This window comes from Psychromonas sp. Urea-02u-13 (assembly GCF_002835995.1).
Classification (GTDB): domain Bacteria; phylum Pseudomonadota; class Gammaproteobacteria; order Enterobacterales; family Psychromonadaceae; genus Psychromonas.
In genome coordinates, this window is sequence record NZ_PJBZ01000052.1 from 34,973 (window position 1) to 56,110 (window position 21,138).

The 21,138-nt window shown below is 38.7% G+C and carries 17 protein-coding genes; 9 read left to right on the plus strand and 8 right to left on the minus strand.

What is annotated here, in order from left to right; all coding sequences use genetic code 11:
• Positions 1 to 32 precede the first annotated feature (32 nt).
• Positions 33 to 527 (plus strand): transcription elongation factor GreB, encoded by a 495-nt coding sequence (gene greB / locus CXF74_RS08330; protein ID WP_101081951.1) that lies wholly within the window; start codon positions 33 to 35, stop codon positions 525 to 527.
• Positions 528 to 534: 7 nt separating this feature from the next.
• On the opposite strand, the gene CXF74_RS08335 is transcribed toward greB, so the two are convergent.
• On the minus strand, positions 535 to 753 hold the full coding sequence (locus CXF74_RS08335) for a PA3496 family putative envelope integrity protein (RefSeq protein WP_101081952.1): 219 nt from the start codon (positions 751 to 753) through the stop codon (positions 535 to 537).
• Positions 754 to 1,130: 377 nt separating this feature from the next.
• Here CXF74_RS08335 and glpQ point away from each other — a divergent pair, with 377 nt between their 5' ends.
• Both glpQ and CXF74_RS08345 read left to right on the plus strand, forming a co-directional pair.
• On the plus strand, positions 1,131 to 2,117 hold the full coding sequence (glpQ, locus tag CXF74_RS08340; protein WP_101081953.1) for a glycerophosphodiester phosphodiesterase: 987 nt from the start codon (positions 1,131 to 1,133) through the stop codon (positions 2,115 to 2,117).
• 150 nt (positions 2,118 to 2,267) lie between these two features.
• The gene (locus tag CXF74_RS08345) at positions 2,268 to 2,708 is read left to right on the plus strand and encodes a hypothetical protein (protein ID WP_101081954.1); all 441 of its coding nucleotides are present in this window, start codon (positions 2,268 to 2,270) and stop codon (positions 2,706 to 2,708) included.
• 120 nt (positions 2,709 to 2,828) lie between these two features.
• Here CXF74_RS08345 and malG read toward each other — a convergent pair whose 3' ends face one another.
• From malG to malE, 3 genes are all read right to left on the minus strand, one after another.
• Positions 2,829 to 3,719 (minus strand): maltose ABC transporter permease MalG, encoded by an 891-nt coding sequence (gene malG / locus CXF74_RS08350; protein WP_101081955.1) that lies wholly within the window; start codon positions 3,717 to 3,719, stop codon positions 2,829 to 2,831.
• Between the two features lie 10 nt (positions 3,720 to 3,729).
• Entirely contained in the window at positions 3,730 to 5,286 is a 1,557-nt protein-coding gene (gene malF / locus CXF74_RS08355) for a maltose ABC transporter permease MalF (RefSeq protein ID WP_101081956.1), read from the minus strand.
• 142 nt (positions 5,287 to 5,428) lie between these two features.
• Positions 5,429 to 6,613 carry a maltose/maltodextrin ABC transporter substrate-binding protein MalE gene (gene malE / locus CXF74_RS08360; protein WP_101081957.1) on the minus strand — a complete coding sequence of 395 codons (1,185 nt, stop codon included), beginning with the start codon at positions 6,611 to 6,613 and terminating at the stop codon, positions 5,429 to 5,431.
• Positions 6,614 to 7,017: 404 nt separating this feature from the next.
• Here malE and malT point away from each other — a divergent pair, with 404 nt between their 5' ends.
• From malT to lamB, 3 genes are all read left to right on the plus strand, one after another.
• Positions 7,018 to 9,708 carry an HTH-type transcriptional regulator MalT gene (gene malT, locus CXF74_RS08365; protein ID WP_101081958.1) on the plus strand — a complete coding sequence of 897 codons (2,691 nt, stop codon included), beginning with the start codon at positions 7,018 to 7,020 and terminating at the stop codon, positions 9,706 to 9,708.
• Between the two features lie 440 nt (positions 9,709 to 10,148).
• Positions 10,149 to 11,294, plus strand: coding sequence for a maltose/maltodextrin ABC transporter ATP-binding protein MalK (gene malK, locus CXF74_RS08370; RefSeq protein ID WP_101081959.1), 1,146 nt, complete (start codon positions 10,149 to 10,151; stop codon positions 11,292 to 11,294).
• A gap of 130 nt (positions 11,295 to 11,424) precedes the next feature.
• Positions 11,425 to 12,690, plus strand: a complete 1,266-nt coding sequence (gene lamB / locus CXF74_RS08375) for a maltoporin LamB (protein WP_101081960.1) — start codon at positions 11,425 to 11,427, stop codon at positions 12,688 to 12,690.
• A 181-nt stretch (positions 12,691 to 12,871) separates the two neighbouring features.
• Here lamB and murI read toward each other — a convergent pair whose 3' ends face one another.
• Positions 12,872 to 13,702 carry a glutamate racemase gene (gene murI / locus CXF74_RS08380; RefSeq protein ID WP_101081961.1) on the minus strand — a complete coding sequence of 277 codons (831 nt, stop codon included), beginning with the start codon at positions 13,700 to 13,702 and terminating at the stop codon, positions 12,872 to 12,874.
• 263 nt (positions 13,703 to 13,965) lie between these two features.
• Here murI and CXF74_RS08385 point away from each other — a divergent pair, with 263 nt between their 5' ends.
• The 3 genes from CXF74_RS08385 to CXF74_RS08395 all read left to right on the plus strand — a co-directional run bounded on the left by CXF74_RS08385 (position 13,966) and on the right by CXF74_RS08395 (position 18,964).
• Positions 13,966 to 14,853: a MalM family protein gene (locus tag CXF74_RS08385; RefSeq protein ID WP_101081962.1), complete on the plus strand. Its 888-nt coding sequence runs from the start codon at positions 13,966 to 13,968 to the stop codon at positions 14,851 to 14,853.
• Between the two features lie 188 nt (positions 14,854 to 15,041).
• Positions 15,042 to 16,139, plus strand: coding sequence for a tRNA (uridine(54)-C5)-methyltransferase TrmA (gene trmA, locus CXF74_RS08390; RefSeq protein ID WP_101081963.1), 1,098 nt, complete (start codon positions 15,042 to 15,044; stop codon positions 16,137 to 16,139).
• Positions 16,140 to 16,777: 638 nt separating this feature from the next.
• Positions 16,778 to 18,964, plus strand: coding sequence for a sensor domain-containing diguanylate cyclase (locus tag CXF74_RS08395; protein ID WP_157822362.1), 2,187 nt, complete (start codon positions 16,778 to 16,780; stop codon positions 18,962 to 18,964).
• Here CXF74_RS08395 and CXF74_RS08400 read toward each other — a convergent pair.
• From CXF74_RS08400 to CXF74_RS08410, 3 genes are all read right to left on the minus strand, one after another.
• Positions 18,961 to 19,797, minus strand: a complete 837-nt coding sequence (locus CXF74_RS08400) for a prephenate dehydratase (protein ID WP_101081965.1) — start codon at positions 19,795 to 19,797, stop codon at positions 18,961 to 18,963. The two genes, CXF74_RS08395 and CXF74_RS08400, sit on opposite strands and share 4 nt — an antisense overlap.
• Positions 19,798 to 19,861: 64 nt before the next feature.
• Positions 19,862 to 20,713, minus strand: coding sequence for an RNA polymerase sigma factor RpoH (rpoH, locus tag CXF74_RS08405; RefSeq protein ID WP_101081966.1), 852 nt, complete (start codon positions 20,711 to 20,713; stop codon positions 19,862 to 19,864).
• A gap of 83 nt (positions 20,714 to 20,796) precedes the next feature.
• Positions 20,797 to 21,120 (minus strand): hypothetical protein, encoded by a 324-nt coding sequence (locus CXF74_RS08410; protein WP_101081967.1) that lies wholly within the window; start codon positions 21,118 to 21,120, stop codon positions 20,797 to 20,799.
• Between the last annotated feature and the right edge of the window lie 18 nt (positions 21,121 to 21,138).

Below are 21,138 nucleotides of genomic sequence, written 5' to 3' on the forward strand. Positions count from 1 at the left end.
TCTTTGCATAAACTTATGAGGTATCACACACATTGCGCACTAACTTAATTACTCCTAATGGTTTTAAAAAGCTCAAAACAGAGCTGAATTATTTATGGCAAGAATACCGTCCAGAAATAACCGAGAAAGTCGCATGGGCAGCGAGCTTAGGTGATCGGTCGGATAATGCAGATTACAAAGAAAATAAACGTTTATTGCGCCAGATAGATTCTCGCATTCGATTTTTAAATAAACGCTTAGAAAAACTCACGGTAGTAGAGCCGAATAAACAACAGGCAGGTAAAGTTTTTTTTGGTGCATGGGTTGATATAGAAAATGAAGATGGCGAGACAAAGCGCTTTAAAATTGTAGGCCCTGATGAAATATATCAACGCGGTGAAATTGAACAACGTAAAGATTACATTTCCATCGACAGCCCAATGGCACGTGCACTGCTAAAAAAAGAGCCCGATGATGAAGCGATTGTTAATACACCAAGCGGTAATATCACTTGGTATATTAACAAAATTGAATATGAATTTTCTTAACTGAATATTAGCTATCTAGTAAATCGTAGTCCTCACCCAATAACTCTCTTAAACTATTTCGCTCTTTTATATCTTCGATATGACGGCGAACTTTGCCTTTCTCTGCAGCGCTAATCTCCTTTTTAGCTTGTACCTCAATATGATCATCCATATGATTAGCAAGCCAATCACTGATTTCTTTCACTGATGCATCATTTGATAAATGCACATTATTACGACTTCCCATACCATGCTCCTGTTAGGTTAACTGCCTATAACTGCCTGCATCTAAATATCTGCATAACTTATTTGTAGCCTGTTATTTATGAAATTAGTAATGCCTAGATCACCTTTAATTTAACTTGCTAATAAAGATAATAAATCATTGCTAGTTTATTGACTTAGCAAGAAAACAAGAGCCTATAACAGCATCTATAACGCATAATTGTGCCGTTATATTCCTGTTAAAAGAGCAATAAATGCGCCCTGTGAGCTACATCCCAATCACGTCTAATATCCACATTTACCCATCACTGATAAAGCCATCAGACATTTCAATATGACTATTCAGATCTACACTCAGTATAAGAACAAGTCAGCGCGAAACTAAAAAGGGGTTACATTATGTCTAAAAAAATAGTTATCTCACACCGTGGGGCTTGTGGTTATCTTCCCGAGCACAGCATGGAAGCTAAAGCGATGGCCCATGCCATGAATGCTGATTTTATCGAACAAGATGTGGTGATGACCAAGGATGATTATTTAGTGGTTTTGCACGACCATTTTTTAGATGGCGTGACTAACGTAGCGAGTGTTTTTCCGCAGCGAGCGCGCACCGATGGACGTTTTTATGTGATTGATTTTACACTTGAAGAAATACAATCACTGCATATGACAGAGGCATTTAAGACGCCAGATAAAGCCATATTCCCTGAGCGTTTCCCTCTTTGGCAGTGTGGCTTTCAAGTACACACACTTGACCAGGAAATTGAGCTGATTCAAGGGCTTAATAAAAGCCGAGGAAAAAACATTGGCATCTATCCGGAAATTAAAGCCCCGGCCTTTCATCGTTTTGAAGGCAAAGATATCTCCATGGCACTATTAAGCGTCTTGAAAAAATATGGCTACCACAGCAAAAGCCATGCTATTTTTCTGCAATGTTTTGACGCACAAGAGCTACAACGCATTAAAAATGAGTTATTTTCACAGTTTGATATGCAACTGAAATTAGTACAGCTCATCGCGGAAACTGCTTGGGGTGAAACCTGTCACTATGAAAAGGGTGAAGTAATAAATTACGATTATGACTGGATGTTTAAAAGCGGTGCAATGCAAAAAGTCAGCAGTTATGCGGATGCTATTGGCCCTTGGTTTCCTCGTATTGTTGATCCCAAATCCACAACAGACAATCTCATTTTCACTGAACTTGTCAATGAGGCACACCAGCATAACTTAGCCGTTCACCCCTTCACCTTTCGTCGTGATAAAGGCGAGATCCCATCTTATGCCAATGACTTTGAAACCTTTTTGGATATTTTTTACATCAAAGCTGATGTTGATGGCGTGTTTACCGATTTCCCTGATTTAGCAGTGGCATTTTTAAATAAATAAAAGCGTTGCTGATAGCACGTTTGTTGGTGATATTTATTTAACCTTTAGGGGAATCTGCCGATATATAGCTCATGCGAGACTCAGAGCGAATAAAGGCAGAAAAAAGGAAAAAGGAAAAAGGAAAAAGGAAAAAGGAAAAAGGAAAAATCAATGTCTGATATCTATTACAACGTTTCAAACATGCAAATAAAGCTGCCATCGTCGGCAATCAATACAGATCAAAAAGAAAGCATAACAATTGAAGAAGAATCATCAAAAAAAACAGATAAAAGCACAGATAAAAGCACAGAAAAAGATGATATTTCATTATCTATAAAAGCACAAAAAAGCTATCAAGCATCGCTGAAAGAAGCAGAAGAAAGCTTGCCCATTCCCGTTAAATTATTAAAAGCGCAGCTCGCGAGATTGCAACAACGCTTAGTTGATATCAAACAAGAGATTGATGACATAAAAGCAGATAACAGATTAAATGATGAAGATAAAAATACTCAATTGGCCATCAAACAGAATGATATCTCTAATGTAATGAGCGCAATCCAGAGTGTTAATGTAGCTTTATTAGAAGCGATGAAACCACCTCCAGAGGGTTAAGATAGAATGGCTGATACGTGGATAAACCGACAAATAATAGCTGTGGCGCTCAATAGCCACACCTATTTTGTTATACCTTGCGAACACTATTCAATAATATTCAATAATATTCAATAATATTCAGCCTTTATTACCGCCCGCTGTTAGCCCACCCACCAACCACTTCTGTGCCAATAAAAACACAATAGTAATAGGCAGGGCAGATAATACTGCAGCAGCTGCAAAGTCGCCCCATAAATAGTTTTGTGGGTAAAGATATTGCTGCATACCCACTGCTAATGTGTATTTATCAACGTCCACCAGCAAGATTGAAGCCACCGGCACTTCGGTAATAGCGGCCACAAATGAGAGAATAAAAACCACAGCCAAAATGGGCACAGACAGTGGTAACAAAATCATTCTAAAGGTTTGCCAAGGCGTAGCACCGTCAAGCGATGCGGCTTCCTCTAGAGACTTGTCAATCGTTTCAAAATACCCTTTTATGGTCCAAACATGTAATGCGATGCCACCTAGGTAAGCAAAAATTAATCCGCCATGTGTATTTAATCCTAAAAAGGGAATGTATTGCCCCACTTTATCAAACAAAGCATAGAGCGCGACTAGGGCTAATACAGCAGGGAACATTTGGAAAATAAGCATGCCCTCTAACAATACTTTTTTGCCTGCAAACTGCATACGAGCAAACGCATAGGCACAGGTGGTTGATAACGCTAAAACACAAATAGACGTGATAGCAGCAACTTTTATCGAGTTCCATAACCACAGTAAAACAGGGAATGGTGGATTAGTGACACTGCCATCTGCATGTGTGACCGCAAGGCCTAACGCGAGTTTCCAATGCTCTAAGGTAGGGTCACTTGGAATCAAGGAGCCCGATGCAAAGTTACCCTCACGGAATGAAATCGCAATCACCATTAACAGTGGGAAAAGAATCGCTGCACAAAATACCCATAAAAAGAGATGCGCAAACCAGACACGTTTTTTTTGATTTTGAGATTTAACAATCGCCATTCATTACCCCTTAAGCTTGTTGTTTTTTGGAAACACGTAGGTTTAATAACGCTAACGCACCCACGACGATAAAGATTAATGTTGCAATTGCACTCGCTAAACCAAAGTCTTGACCACCGCCACCTTCAAAGGCGATACGGTAGGTATAACTCACTAACAAGTCGGTATGCCCTGCCGGTGTTGATGAACCGATAATATCGGGCGCACCGTTGGTTAATAATTGAATCAAAACAAAGTTATTAAAGTTAAAGGCAAAACTGGCAATCAATAGTGGTGTTAAAGGTTTAATCATTAACGGTAAAGTGATCTTGAAAAAGTTATCAATTGGCCCTGCTCCATCAATCGCAGATGCTTCATAAAGGTCGCTTGGAATCGATTTTAATAAACCCATGCATAAAATCATGATGTACGGATAACCTAACCAAGTATTGACGATTAAGATCATGGTTTTAGCCATGTAAGGGTCGGTAAACCAATTGATTTTAAGGTTAAACATACCTTCGAGTAGTTGATTTATTTCACCAAAACTTTGGTTAAACAAACCTTTAAATATCAAGATAGAGATAAACGCAGGCACTGCATAAGGCAAGATAAGTAACATGCGATAAACCGCCTTACCCTTTAATTCATCCCACTGCACGATAGAAGCAAGCACTAACCCGACGGCAAGTGTAAAGAGAACCGTTAAGCCGGCAAAGATAAGCGTCCAGATAAAAATCTGTATAAACGGCCCTTGAATGCCTTTATCTAAAAAGATGCGTGTAAAGTTATTCCAACCATTGCTCACCACAAAACCAGGCGAGAGTTCACGGCCTATAAACGCGCCATTTTCATCTACGGGTTGGTAATAACCAATGTCCATATTAGGTTTTAAGATTTCACCATCTAATAAGCTAACTAGGGTCACTTGGTCATCTTGTAATTCATAAAGCGCCGTACTTGCGGAGAACTCACGTAATCCACTCATCGATAACGGATGCCCTTCAGAAGAGATGATGTTTAGTTCTCCTAAGGCATTACGGTTTTTAATCACAAAACGTAATGATGCTTTCTCACCCTGCTTTTGCACATTTTTATTGGCTAGCGTAATTGTCTCATGAGTCGCTAAATCAATAACAGGTGTTGAATACTGTTCACCTTGTTTCTCAAAGTGAAGTTGAATTTTTTCGTTATCAAGTTGATATAATTCAAATTGGTAAGCGGAGTTAGGTTGCTCGTAGGTTTTAGCAAGAAACTGTGTTTGTACACGATCAAAAGTCAGCTGATTCGTGCCACTGTAATTAGTAAACGCGATACCAATGGTGTACATCAGCGGGAAAATAATAAACACCACCATAGCGGCGATGCCTGGATAAACATAACGATGAGAATAGGTATCTTCTCGTGCAAAAATAACCACACCCGATGCAACAACAACTAATGTTAACAGCGCAAAAATAGTCTCATTTTGAGCGTACATTAATACAACGGCATAACCTGCTAATAAAGAAACCAGCGCTAATACTGACCATTTAATCCAATTGGCGCGTGCACTTAATGATTGTCCAGATTCAATTGCTAGATCCATAAATACCTCTTTAAAACTTATTACTGTAAATGCTTAGGGCTAAGCCATTTAAGTTTAGATCGAGGCGAAAAAGCGCAGTTTAATGGTTTAAATTAGCATTTTTCAACGAAGAGATAAGCTTAAATGGCGACGACCTAAGTAGTTACTTCACGATACGTTCAGCAGCACCATCTAATGCATCTGAAACACTTTGACGCCCTTGCACTGCATTATTAATCGCGGTGCGCTCTGCATACCAGAACTTAGACATTTCAGCGATATTAGGCATCACTTCACCTGTTTCAGCGTTTTTCATAGTGGCTGTAATACGAGGATCTTTTTCAAGTTCTGTTTGGTAAGATTTTAATGCCACAGCACCCAGAGGTTTGTCGTTATTAACCAATGCTAAACCCTCATTCGTTAACAAGTAGTTTTCAATAAACTCTTTTGCTAACTCTTTATTAGGGCTTGCGCTGTTAATACCCGCGGTTAATACCCCAACAAAAGGTTTCGCTGATTTGCCTTTATAAGTCGGTAAAATGGCAACACCGTAGTTGATACCGCTCTTATCAATGTTTCCCCAAGACCAAGGTCCGTTGATAGTCATTGCTGTTTGACCGGTATTAAAGGCAGACTCTGCAATTGAGTAATCAACATCTGGGCTTATCTCTTTACGCTCAATCATATCCACGATAAATTGTAATGCGCCTTTTGAACCGGCATTGTTTACGCCTGTATTTTTAGGATCATAAACACCGTCTTTAAATGCAAACGCATAACCGCCATCAGCAGCAATTAATGGCCATGTGAAGAAAGGTTCTTTTAAGTTCCACATGATCGCTGATTTGTTTTCTTTTTTAAGGCGCTTATCAATCGCGCTTACTTCTTCCCACGTTGTTGGTGGTGTTGCAACAAGGTCTTTATTGTAAATAAGCGAAAGCGCTTCAACAGCAACAGGGTAACCCACAAACTTATTGTTATACGTTACTGCATCCCATGTGAAATCAACCATTTTGCCTTTTAGCGCTGCACTTGGTTTTACTTCTGCGAGTAAACCCGCTTGTGCCCATTGACCAAAACGGTCATGTGCCCAAAATACGATATCAGGACCATCACCCGTTGATGCAACTTGCTGGAATTTTTCTTCTAATTTATCAGGGTGTGCCACAATCACTTTTACACCGGTATCTGCTTCAAATTGTTTGCCCACCAGCGCTAAACCGTCATAACCTTTATCGCCGTTTATCCAAATGGTAATTTGACCTTCATCCATCTTTGCGTGAGCAACATTTGCACTGCCAAGTGCAATAAGAACTGAAACTGCAAGTGTACTGAGTGTTTTTTTCATAGTGATGACCTTAGTATTTATGATGATGACATTTAAGTTATGACATTTTATTTTGTGCCTTTAATTTACGAGACAAACAATAATTCTGAACACTATCTTGGTCATCCCCCTTGCTACTACGCCCCCCCTTCAAAACAGCCCTAAGCAACTGTAAAGAAACAAAGTAACATCAAAAACAGAGTCTCGCTGTTGCACTTTGTTACAAAATGTAAGGAGTCTATGGAGGTGATAAAGCGTACTGTGAGTAATAAAGTGAAGTAGCAGGCAAAATGGAACATGTTCACTATCAAAACATAAATAAAACATATAGATTTAATCAGGACAGGATGCCCCGATTAACTCGGCAATAACACGGATACGTTGTGAACAATATTAAATAATGCCGTTTTATTTGAGGGTTACAGATGCTAATAAAGTCAAAACTAAATTCGCCACGACTACTTAATAATGCCATCACACGCTTGCACCTACTGCAGGATTTTGAGGGCATCAAACTTGCCTTAATTAATGCCCCTGCTGGTTATGGAAAAACGAGCCTGATGTGCGAATGGGCAAAACAGCAAGAGCAAGAGCAAACAGCGTGGTTTAGCATTGATAAATTCGATAATGAGGCACAGCAATTTGCCAACTATTTTTTATTTAGCCTGGCTAATTTAGAAAGCGTTAACTGCCCTGCTAGCCTTGAAATGGTGAAGCAAAATAATGAATTAGATTTAATAACATTATTTTCTCTGTTCTTTAATGAAAGCGCAGAGTCACAAACCCCCATTAGCATTGTCCTTGATGACTTCCACCACATTACCGATAACAGTATTTTACAAGCGCTGAGCTTTTTTATTAAACATATGCCTAATAACTGGCAGATACTGATCGCAACACGTTATCCCACTCAACTGCCCGTTTCTAACTTACGTATCAAGCAACAATTGTTTGAATTAACCCTGCAAGATCTTGCCTTTAATGATCAAGAAAGCCTGCTGTTTTTTGAAAATAGCCTATCTTTTGCGTTGCCCTCAAGCGTCATTTTAGACCTCAATAAACACGTAATGGGCTGGCCAACCGCACTGCAACTCACAGCGATATTAAGTAAAAATAAAGAAAGCTTCACAGACTATGCATTACAAATCTCTAAAAATGAGCATATTTATTTATGGGATTACTTTGATGAAGAAGTCTTTGTGCATCTACCACAGGTATTACAAACGCTATTATTACGCATTGCCCCACTCAGTAAAATAAACGCACAAATGATTAATCAGCTTTGTGAAACCGATCAAGGTGATGTTTTATTAACGCAACTTCACAAACAAAGTAACCTGCTTATTAAATTACCTAAGCAAGCTAATTGGTATACCTGTAATAGCTTCTTTAAAAATTTCTTATTACACAAAAGCAAACAACAGAACATTCAACCGCTGACAGATAAAGACATCGCGGCACTGTGGCTTAAGCAGCAACAAGTCGCAGAAGCATTACCTTATGTGATTCGTAGTGCGGACCAAGATTTAATTATTTCATTGTTACAACAAGCCGGTTGGGCTTTATTTCACGATGGTCAATTTAATCATCTGCAAGGTTGTTTCAATTTAATTAAACAGGTTATTTGGTTACACCCTGAACTGGTTATTTTAAAAGCGTGGATGTTACAAAGTCACCACCAGCATTACAAAGTTGCTCCGTTAATTAGTCAGGCTGAAAAGATGTTTGCTAAGCATAAACTGGTTTTATCACAGGAGATGTTAAGTGAATTTATGGTCATTAAAGCGCAAATATCCATTAACCAAGGGCGTATCAATGACGCCTTAGCGCAAGCGAAAGAGACATTATTAAGTCTGCCAAACCCAAGTGCTCGCACCAATATTGTGGCTCAAACGATCATTGGGGAAGCCTATCACTGCTTAGGTGAACTCGACCTTGCGTACCAATATTTCCAAGAAGTCTCGTTGCTTGCTAATGAACAAGATATGTTTCAAAGTATTATTTGGTCTTTGTATCAACAGGCTGAAATATTACAAGCGCAGAGTCGCCATCAAAAAGCAGAAGATCACTTACAAAAAGCGATTGGTTTAATCAAAAAACATCATTTAGAGTCGCTGCCTTTATACGCTTTCCCATTGCACTTTAAAGTACAGCGCGCGTATCAGGCCGGTCAATTTGAACTGGCAGAGCAGCTCTGTGAACAAGCACTTGAAGTGCTCAAACCACAAGACGAGCAGTGGCTTTTATATACCTATACGTTACAAACTAAAGTCGCCCTTGAACAGGGTAAAAAAGATCAAGCTACAAAATTAATTGAAGAAATTGAACGCCTGTTACGTAACCAAAATTATCATACAGATTGGATTGCATCGGCAAATTATGCACGCCTTAAATATTGGCGAATTAATAACGATATGGCGGCCATTGAAAAATGGTTACAGCAAGCGCCACGGCCAGCAACTGCGCTCAATCATTTTGATCAATGCCATAATCGCAACCTGATTCGCGCGTATATTAAGCTAGGGAAATTCGATGAAGCGTTGCATATAGCGCAGGCTAATATGTCCGATGCGAAGCAATGTAGTTTACAAATGGAAACCAACCGTAATCTTATTTTATTAACCAGTATCGAAACAAAATTACAAAAATTTTCTAATGCAAAACTACATTTACACCAAGCGGTGGAATCCTCTCTTTATACAGGCTTAGATACCTGTTTTGTACGTGAATCAGAAAATCTAAAACCTATTTATCAAGAGTTGGCGAATGACCCTTCAATGATTGATTCCGTAAAAACAAAACTGATGAAATTACTTACTTTATCTGGCATCAACCTAAACGAAGGGCCTAACAATCCTTTTGATAGTAGCGCGGTATTAAAAATAATTAATCATACGCGCACACCTCGCTTGGTTAAAAACATCCCACTAACACCACGTGAATGGCAGGTATTAGGTTTAATTCATTCAGGTTGCCGTAATCATGAAATAGCACAAACAATGGGTGTTGCGCCAACCACTATTAAGTCGCATATCCGTAATGTTTATCAAAAATTGGGTCTTGAAGATCGTAAAGAAGCATTGCAACTTAGTGAGCAGTTAATTGCATTAATTTAATTCCTAACTACTCAGCCCCAACTAAAACGTGTTCTTTTTATACTAAAAAAGACAGTAACGGCTCAGGACTAAGCTAGTTATGCTTAGTTCAAGGCGAAAAAGTGCAGTTTAGTCGTTTAAATGAGCATTTTTTAACACGGTTATCGACAGATAACTGAAGCTTTATCTTGAACATACCTTAAATAGCGACGCCCTGAGTAGTTACTTTAATAATTCACTTTAAAAACAACAAAATGGCCTTTGTTACACTCTGTAACAAAGGCCATTTTACTTTTAAAACTGACAAAGCTAGGCTTTATGGGCAAGCCAAAGCTTTTCAGCGATTCCCCTCCGGTAAAACTATCTCTCTACTCCCCCCCTTTTAGGAGGATGATGACTTTTCTTTCTTAAGCCAAGATAACCCTCATTGAAATCTAGTTTACAGATGAGAGGCGAAACAGATGGCGAGTGTCGTATTAAAGAAAGTAACTAAAGCATTTGGTAATGTGGTGATACAAAAAGATATCGATTTAGAGATCATTGATGGTGAGTTTATCGCTTTTGTTGGTCCTTCTGGCTGTGGTAAAACGACTCTTTTACGCATGATAGCCGGGCTTGAAGATGTCACTTCGGGTGACCTTTATATTGATAATAAACGTGTCAACGATGTACCGCCTTCTGAACGCTCAATTAGTATGGTATTCCAATCATACGCGCTGTATCCGCACCTTAATTTAAAAGACAACATGACTTTTGGATTACGTCTGAAAAAGACAGACCCAAAAGAGATTCAAGAGCGCTTAGATTACGCCTCGTCTATTTTACAATTAGGTAGCCAATTAGAGAAAAAACCTAAAGAGCTTTCTGGCGGACAACAACAACGTGTGGCTATCGGACGCACCTTAGTTAATCGCCCTAAAGTATTACTCTTTGATGAACCCCTTTCAAACCTCGATGCGTCATTACGTGTACAGATGCGTATAGAAATAACAAAACTGCACAAACGCCTTAACTCCACCATGGTTTATGTCACACATGATCAAGTTGAAGCGATGACAATGGCAGATCGTATCGTGGTATTAGAAGGTGGACGCATCGCACAAGTAGGTACGCCACTCGAGCTGTATCACTACCCTATCAATCGTTTTGTAGCTGGTTTCATTGGCTCTCCTAAAATGAACTTTATTAATGCCAAGGTCGTAGAACTTACCACTCACGGCGTTAAAGTTTTGCTACCTAACGATTCCCCTTTAACACTGCAAGTTGAGCAAGATGGTTTAAGCGTCGGTGATGCTGTTTCTGTGGGTATTCGCCCCGAGCACATTGATACCTCTGTTTCTCAACAATGTAATAACGGCGAGCCAGAACAAGGTGGCCTTATTTTAAGCAGTGAAATTCAAGTGCTTGAGCAACTTGGTCATGAAACACAAATTTATGTAGAAGCGACCTGTATCGAAAGTGATTTAATCATTCGTTATTTTGATGTGGCTGATGTCGCGCTAGGTCAACAATTCAAATTCCGATTACCAGAATATCGTTGCCATCTATTCAAAAAAGATGGCTCTGCTTGTCAACGTACTTATCAAGAAATTGGCGTGAAAAAATAACGCTAATAAAAAATTCATTGCTCATACCATGTCAAACATGACATGAGCAATAGATAAAACAGCCTTCAAAGAAAGGCGAAGTAAAACTTAAAACTAAAACTATAACCAAACAACTTACTAGGAAGAAACTATGAAGAAATTACCACTCGCAATTGCAATTTCTGCAGCGATTTTATCATCAAATGTAATGGCTGAATTAGCGCCTGTTGAATTTCACGGTTACTTCCGTGGAGGTGTAGGTATGTCTGCCGATAGTGGCCAACAAGTTTCTTACCAAAAACATGATCTAGGTCGTTTAGGTAATGAAGATGATGCATACGGTGAAATTCAATTAAGTAAAGAAATCGCTGAAAGCAACGGTATTACGTTTAAAGTAAACACTATGTTAGCAATGGCATCTAACGGTTCTAATGACTGGGAAGGCACTGGAACATCTTGTGAGTTTACGCCTGCAGAGGGCACTAATCCTGATGCTGTTAGCTGTGAAGATGATGCACAATTTGCACTCAGACAGTACAATGTTGAAGCGAAAGGTGTATTTGGTGGTGATGAAGTTATCTTTGCTGGTAAGCGTTACAACCAACGCCATGACGTTCATATTACCGATTTCTACTACTGGGATATTTCTGGCTCTGGTGCAGGTATTGAAAACTTAGCAGCAGGCCCAGGTAAAGTGACGGCTATGTGGGTACGTGCTGATAGTTCTGATAGTTCTGGTATTGTAGATACTGGTAACAACGGTGGCAAACTAAATGTAAACGTTTTTGACCTTCGTTATAGCGGTGTGGACCTTTGGGATGGCGCGTCATTAGAAGTGGGTGTTGATTACGCAATGTCTAATGAAACAAATGCACATACTGGCGCATTAGAAGAAGGTCTCATGGTAACTGCAGAGCTAACACAAAGCTTATTAGGTGGCTTCAATAAAACAGCACTTCAATACGGTACTGATGCATGGGGTGCTGGCAAAGTTTCCGGTGCAGGTATTGATGGTTCATCTGCATTCCGTATTATTAACCACGGTGTAGTGGGTTTTGGTGATAAAGTCGACTTTTCACATATGATTCGTTACTCAGTAGGTAGTGATGTAGCAGCTGGTGCAAGCGATGACCTAACTAACTTATCGATTGTTATTCGTCCTCAATACAACTGGAACGATAACCATAAAACGATTTTAGAGCTTGGTACTTACAGCGGTACTAAGGCTGACGGTACAGATGTTGGTGGTCAAAAATACACAATTGCACAAGCAATTTCAGCAGGTTCAAGTTTCTGGGCGCGTCCTGAAATCCGAGTTTATGCAAGTTACCTAACAAACAGCGAAGAGAAAAGCTTTGCTGGTTTAACTTCTGATGATGAAATGAACTTTGGTATTCAAGCTGAAGCTTGGTTCTAAACCAGTTTAACTCAATGTTAATTAAGATTTAAATCGTGATTAACATGGTTAATCTTAAACATGAAATCTTCATTATAAAATAGGCGCTTTAAGCGCCTATTTTTTTAACCTAAATTTCAGTTTTAATAATGATAATAAGAAATTTCTTATCTTATCACTAGAACAACTTATCTACTGTCGACTAAATATCACAAAAACTCACCTGCTTAAATCCATAATCAGCAAAGCTCTGTTGCAGTGAAGCTAAGTGTTTTTTATCAACGAAGTGTTTTGTATAAAATGCTTGATGTGGTCGCAGAGATAAACATTCATCAGCCTTGTTATTGCTGTTATGAATGTCATTTTCTAATAGTTGTTTGACTCGTTCAGCAATCGCTTGTCCAGAATCAACAAGACAAATTGGCCGTGTAAAACAAGCTGCTATTTCGTGTTTAATTAACGGAAAATGCGTGCAACCTAATACAATAGTATCGGGCATATCCGCTTCATTGCTTAACCAAGGTTTGAGTACCGCTTTAAAATCCGCCGCTAAAACAGCTTTACCAATTAACTTATCTTCCGCTAATTTAACTAACGCTGTTGAGCCAATGCGTAATACCGTTTTGCCATGTGCAAATTCATTAATAAGTTGCGTCGTATAAACACGTTGGATAGTAGCGGGTGTTGCTAATAAACCGATGACATTATTCTGGGTATTATTGGTTGCAGGTTTAATCGCAGGCACAACACCAACAATAGGCACCGAGAAATGTTGGCGCAGATCTTCTAGTGCAATGGTGCTTGCAGAGTTGCATGCGATAACCACTAAATCTGCTGGGTATTCAGCCATAAAATCAGCCAGTAATTGTGTCAGGCGAGAAACTAATTTTCTTCGAGGCAATTCGCCATAGGGAAAATAAGCATTATCAAACAAATAGTGACATTTGATGCTTGGATTTAATTTAATTATCTCGTCATAAACAGATAACCCTCCCACGCCAGAATCAAATATAAGTACTCGTTTTGCAGACATAACGCTTATTTCCTTAGTAAAAAAAGTATTTTAGCCTGTAATCCAAGAAGATAGAAATAAAATGACAGTTTACTTTTCACTGCTAAATACAGGCCTTTTTTTATTAAAAATGAGCACAGTAAACAATGCAGAATAAGGTGACATTTTTCTCTCTACGCCCCCCCTTCTACTCCCTATACAAGCACTATTTACTCGTTATAATGTTTTAAACCAATGAGCTGTAAGCAAGTAAATAGCTATTACTTTATTCCTAGGAACTTTTTATGATTAATCGTTTGAAATTAGCCCCAACATATATCGCAATATTGTGTTCAGTGGCATTAATAGGCTGCTCAAGCACGTCACTTCATTCGCCTAAAGAGAATAACCTCAGTGCATTTACTAGCTCGACAAAAGCCAGCCAACAATTAACAGCAACCTTGCCTTGTTGTGACAGCCTAGCGACACTCACATTTCAGCCATTATCAGAAGATAATACTCAATATATTGCCTTTGATGAAGGCTCACAAGCTTATGATTTCGAGACCGGAAAAAGCTTTTATCAAGCGTATAAGTTAGATGACAACATCAGTGAATTAAAGGTGACTCTCAGTGGTTTATTTTACAATACTGTTTTTTCACCACAGGTCGTCTTACTTGATAGCCAATTTAACAAAACACGTACCATTGCTGTCGATAAGTTTATTTATAAAGAAGCAAAACTATTAAATGGCGATGAATTAAGCGCAAGTTTTTCTATTACACGCCCTAATTTAAATAACCCAAAGAATGAAACCTACTTTGTTATTTACAGCACCAAGCAAGCGATGCAAGCAGAAACAACAATCACTCACCCCGCTAAATTAGATGCACGTGGTCGCAATGTGGTGGAACCCGATATTGCAGATCCTATTATCAAACACTCCGCAATGGGCGTTGTAAAACTGGATTTAACATTAAGCGCTAAAAATGATGCTTATATTGCCGAGGAGATACCAGTAAGCGATAAAAACATGGCAGAAAATAGCTTAACAGAAGAGCAATATAATGAAAAAATCATTAATGCAGTGGCAGATGGGTCAATCGAACTCGCTTTACAGCTTGTCGACCAAGCTGAAGCTTTAGGCTCAAAAAGTGCTAGAGCAACTTTTGTAGCAGCGATTAAAAAATAACATCTTCTACGCTAGCTAATCTTCGACATAATAAATGCGATGATTAGCTAGCGTATTATTTCACACCTATTTCGACTAATTAATCCCCTACGACTTCCCCTCACCAGACAATAAATAAATAGTGTTGGTAACTAGCGCTAAATCCTTTAAAATTCAGCCCCAATAAAATTATTACCCTAAAGGTTAAAATAAGTATGCAATTCGTTGATCCAGATAATTATGAAAAGCAGCTAGATGCTAAAAAAGTACAATTTAACGAGCAATTTTCAACCTTTAACCTGCCTGCGTTAGAAGTATTTGCTTCTCCAAAACAGAACTACCGTATGCGTAGTGAGTTTCGAGTTTGGCACGATGGCGATGATCTTTATTACATTATGTTTGACCAAGCAACCAAAAAAAAATTTCGTGTTGACCAGTTTCCGCCTGCTAGCAAATTAATCAACGATCTAATGCAGCCGTTAATTCAATTGATTAAAGCCAATAGAATGCTACGCCATAAGCTATTTCAGATTGAGTTTATCTCGACGCTAACCGGCGAAGTTGTTGTTAGCCTGCTTTACCATAAACAACTGGGTGATGAGTGGATTGAAGAAGCCAACAAGCTAAAAGCGACACTTTCAATGCAGTTTAATATCAATTTTATTGGTCGCGCTAAAAAACAAAAACTACTACTTGATAAAGACTACGTAGTGGAATCATTAGAGGTAGATGGGCAAACGCTTATCTATCAACAAATTGAAAACAGCTTTACCCAGCCTAATGCAGCCATTTCAATCAGCATGTTAGAATGGGCGATTGATTGTACCCGTGATAGTAAAGGCGATTTACTTGAGCTGTATTGTGGTAATGGTAACTTCTCAATTGCATTAGCGAAAAATTTCGACAAAGTATTAGCTACTGAAATAGCGAAACCATCAGTGCAATCAGCACAATACAATATCGCTAAAAACAATATTGATAACCTCACGATTATTCGTATGTCAGCGCAAGACTTTACACAAGCTATCAATAAAGTGCGCACATTTAGTCGTTTAGAAGGTATCGATCTTGACGATTACCAATGTGATACTATTTTTGTTGATCCACCACGCTCAGGCCTTGATGATGAAACCGTTAAAATGGTGCAGGCCTACGCTAATATAATGTATATCAGTTGCAACCCTGAAACACTGCAAGCGAATATGCAGGTGTTCAATGAAACGCATCGAGTAGAGCGTTTCGCGTTGTTTGATCAATTCCCTTACACACATCACACAGAAGCCGGTGTGTATTTAGTAAGACGCTAAAAAACAAAAAAACTTGGTTATACCCGTCACCATTCAAGTTGCACAGTTCAGCAAGTGATGAGGTGAACAGATTTTAGGCAGGAAGTTGAAGGTCTAACTGGTTCAATCAATACTTCCTAACAACCAAGGTGTTTGCCTCATCGCTTGCCCTACGGGTCGCTAGCTCGGAAACCAATTCTGCGTTGCAACATTTGATAAGGGCTAGCCATTAAAGAATGAAAGTCTTCTTTTTCATTCTACCGATAGAGAATTAACGCAGTTAATTGCTCGAAAGGTCATCATGTTGCATCTTGCCTTGCCATAGTTCGATAAGAAGCGAGCTAGCGACTGAACAAAGCACCTTGATTGGTAACGGGTATAATCACCAAGGTTTTTCCTTTCATCTGCCCCTCTATTTAGCATCCAAACAACCCCATGACCTAAATTTTCCTGCTATCGGAGAAGTCCCATATAGGAGATGAGGTAAAACATAATAAAATACAATTTAAAAACACAAACCGAATTGACCAAAAAACACCCAACAAACAAATTTACATCACAAAAAAAACAATTAACCTTGGCTTTAAGTAAGGCATAAATTACAGAAAACTCTATTAATGTTACCCTGCTCGTTTACAATTACACTAAGTGAACCAGTGATGAAACAGTTTGTTTTAGACCAAGTATCCATTACCCAAAATGCATTTTTAGCATGCCAGGATGCAAAGTCTTTAATTACAAACATGTCTCATTTCCTATCACTTACTTGGCATCCTGACGATATTCTCTTTTGTATTGAAGCGGATCAGTTTAAGTGTTTAGCACAGCATAAGTCCGGAAAACCCATCCTTCATTTAGAACTCTCTCCAATAGAATTAAAAGCGCAAATCAGTAACGAAACACTATGGCAACTAGCGGACCAAAAAGAGAAGATTTCAGCCTACCTGCCTATTACCTATATACGCGTGGAAAATAGTTATCATACGCTAGACCATTGGTACTGTTTGAAATTACAAATGCAGGGTAAAGCAGGTATTTTTATTTTTTTACAAAACCCTCAAAAAGAACAAATGGCACTATGGAAAAGCGAGCCATTATTGTCGGCCTTAGTGATGCAGTTCTTCCACCTTTTACAAAAATTCAGGCTAAATCAGCAACATAAAGCACAACAAGTCAAACACGACAAACTAGAAGCGTTATATTTAAAAGATCTCAATCTACAACAAGAGTTTTCATCCAAAGTTTTAAAGCTACATAAAATGGCCCAAGATCTGCTGCTAGCCCCCACACTAGATGCTCTGTATAAAATATCCGTTGAAACACTGCGTGAAGTACTGGGTTTTGACCGTACTTGCTTGATTTTAGCCGATGCGATTCAGCATTCAATGAATCCCACTTACGGCACTGATGAAAACGGTAATACCACCGATGAGTCCAAGCAAGTTTTTGACATGGAGGGTTTAGCGCCTCAGATGCAACACGCGTTATTACACACCAATAAATTACTAGAAGTCATTGAAAACACACCACTCTATACAGCAGGAAAGGTCGTTGGTATTGGTTGGAATGCGATGGCGATTTTACGTGATGGGGATAATTTAATTGGCTGGGTGGCCATCGATAATCTGCTAAAAAATCGTGTATTGCTTGATTACGAAAAAGAATTATTAATGCTTTATAGCACTATGTTAAGTAGTGCAATTGTGCAAAAACGCGAAGAGAGCAATTTAAATATTCTACACTCCAGTGTTGTGCAGCTATCACATCAGAAAAAAGAAATAGATGTTTGCCGAGTTGCCATTGAAATTATCAGAGAGCAATTAATGTTAGACAGAGCGGCTGTTTTTCTTAGTTATGATAACGGCCAAACGATGCAAGGTACCTTTGGCACCGACATTAATGGCCTTGTCATTAATGAAACGAGCTTCAGTGGCGTTCTACCTAAAAACTCTTTATTAGAGCTAGCCATCGCTTTGCCGCATCGACTCGCTTTTGAGGCCTCCGTGCCACTTTATCACGATAATAAAATGGTCGGCCATGGCTGGAATGCAGCTATGTTATTACGCAATCAAGAAAAAACCATTGGTTTTCTGGTACTCGACAACCTGATCAACAAACGTCCCTTAACTAGCCATAATAAGCATATGTTAACCTTGTTTGCGTCTAATTTAGCTGAAATCATCTCTCGAAAACGCGCTGAAGAATCAGTCTATAAACTCAATAATGAGTTAGAGCGTTTAGTAGCGGAGCGCACAGAGCAACTCGAGAATGCCAATAAAGCCCTAGAAGCCAGCAATCAAAAATTAGCGCAGTTATCTTTAATGGATAGTTTAACCGAGATTGCTAATCGACGTCATTTTGATGAAAACTATCAAAGAGAGTGGGCAACCGCTTGTCGACATGGTCTTAATTTATCGGTCATCATGTTAGATGTTGATTACTTTAAAGCTTACAACGACTTCTATGGACACCAACAAGGTGATATCTGCTTAAGAGAAATAGCTCAGGTGATAAAAAAACATTTTCGCCGTGCTGGTGAGTTAGTCGCACGATATGGCGGGGAAGAGTTCGTGATTTTATTGGGTCATTCATCTGCACAAGATGTTAGTCAGCGTATTCAAGCTGTGATTGACGAGCTCTTTGCACAACACATCACACATCTTAAATCGCCACTGCAACGTGTGACTTTATCTGCCGGTATTGCAACAGCACAGATCAACAAAGACATTCTCAAAAACGAGCTATTAAAAAGAGCGGATAAAGCACTTTATCAGGCAAAATCAGCAGGTAGAAACCGACTGATTGTTAATCAGCATGGTTTCATTGCTAGTGCGCTTAATCGTTAATCTTCAACATTCGCTTTAATATAAGAACCAATAATGGTCACTGGATATTGTGCTTTTATCTGATTCAAAGCAGCATCAATATTGGCATCAAGTTGATGACCATCTATATCAATAAAGAAGTGATACTTACCAAATTGAGACTTAGTGGGACGAGACATAATTGAAGTCAAGTTCACCTTTTCAGCAGCAAACGCATTAACTATATTTCCCAATACCCCAGGACAATCATTTTCATTTTTAACGACTAACGTGGTTTTATATAACGCACCTTGTAAACGAGCTTGTGCTTTTTTGGTTAACACTAAAAATCGTGTTTGATTATTCTCATAATTAGTGACATTTTTATTAATCAAAAAATGACTATTAACCATCTGAAGCGCATGTTGTGGAATAATCGCTCCCGCGCCTTTACCTTGTTTTTCAGCCAATAATAACGACTCAATATTACTCTGCGTATTATGAACTTTAACACCTGTTAATTGCTCTATAAACTCAGAACATTGCCCATGCGCAACAAACTGCACGTAAAGATCCGTTAACTCAGAAACCTTTTTACAATCAGCAACAAAAGAAAACTGTATGGCCAATAACAACTCAGAGACAACAATTAAGTCCGTACTTAATAGATGATCTAAAACGACTTGTACGTAACCCTCAGAGAGGTTCTCAATCGGTAAAACACCGTATTCACATTCAGTGCCAATGGCTTTAAAGGTATCAGAAAGAGAGCTGAAATAGTTGATGTTGAAGGGTTTAGATTGTGAGTTGATATATTGATGCGTGGCTAAATCAGAGAATGTTTCTTTAGGACCAAGGGTCGCAATATTAAGCATAAACTACCGAATAATTATTTATAAAGGAAGATCAAAAAAGGTGAGCTAAGCTCACCTTTTATTTTTATGCAAAATCCATATTACTTTGCAGTTTCTTAATCGCGTTGGCTTCTAGCTGTCGAACACGCTCAGCAGAGATACTATATCGTGCAGCTAATTCATGTAACGTCGCTTTAGGCTCGCTTAACCAACGAGAACTAACAATGTCTTGGCTACGAGAGTCTAGTGTTGAAAGTGCAGAATGAAGTTTGTTTTTCATCGTTAGCTGCGCGCTATCGGCTTCAAATTGAATTGCAACATCGGCAGTTTTATCTTCAAGATACTGGACCGGTGCAAAGTTACTATCGTCATCGTCATCGCCACTAAGGTCAAAAGATTGGTCTTGACCATTAAGACGAGATTCCATCTCTAATACATCTTTGGTGCTTACGTTGAGGTTTGTTGCTACGTTTTCTACCTCTTCTTGGCTAAACCAACCAAGACGTTTTTTAGCTTTACGAAGATTAAAGAACAATTTGCGCTGTGCTTTAGTGGTCGCTATTTTTACCATGCGCCAATTACGAATAACATATTCGTGAATTTCAGCTTTAATCCAATGCACAGCAAAAGATACAAGGCGTACACCCACTGAAGGATCAAAACGTTTTACCGCTTTCATTAATCCTACATTGCCTTCTTGGATTAAGTCAGCCTGAGGCAAACCGTAACCCGCATAACTTTTAGCAACATAAGCAACAAAACGTAAATGTGACATCACTAATTTTTTAGCTGCATCTAGGTCACCGTCATTAAATAGGCTGGTCGCTAACTCTTTTTCCTCATCTGCAGTGAGCATTGGAAAATGATTTACCGATTGCACATAGCCTTCAATACTTCCTTGAGGAACTAAACTCATTGAATTAATTGTATTACTCATGCTTCACCCTTATAAATATCTGATCACAGTGGTTCTTAGTCCGTTATTATACCGTAGAAGTTCAATAAAAAGACAATAAAAAATTAACTCGCTAACAAAAATTGGTTATAACTACTATTTTTGAGACGGCGCTTTAACAAACGCGAGAACCAGTACTCACCTAAGGTGTGATCTTTAATCACGCTTCTAAAATGAATTGAATTAAGTACCACCTCTTCACCATTGATCAACTCGAACAGTGCATAACCAATAACAGTACCGTCTAAGCGAATAATGAGTAGCTCAGTACTTTTATCTAATAATAACTTCTTCGATTCATCTAACTGATTTTGGATACTTTCGTGAATAAGTGTTTGGCAAATAGGGGAGAAAATAGAGGTTAACTTTACATCAATTACTTTGTGCATATGTTCTCTCAAAAAAAT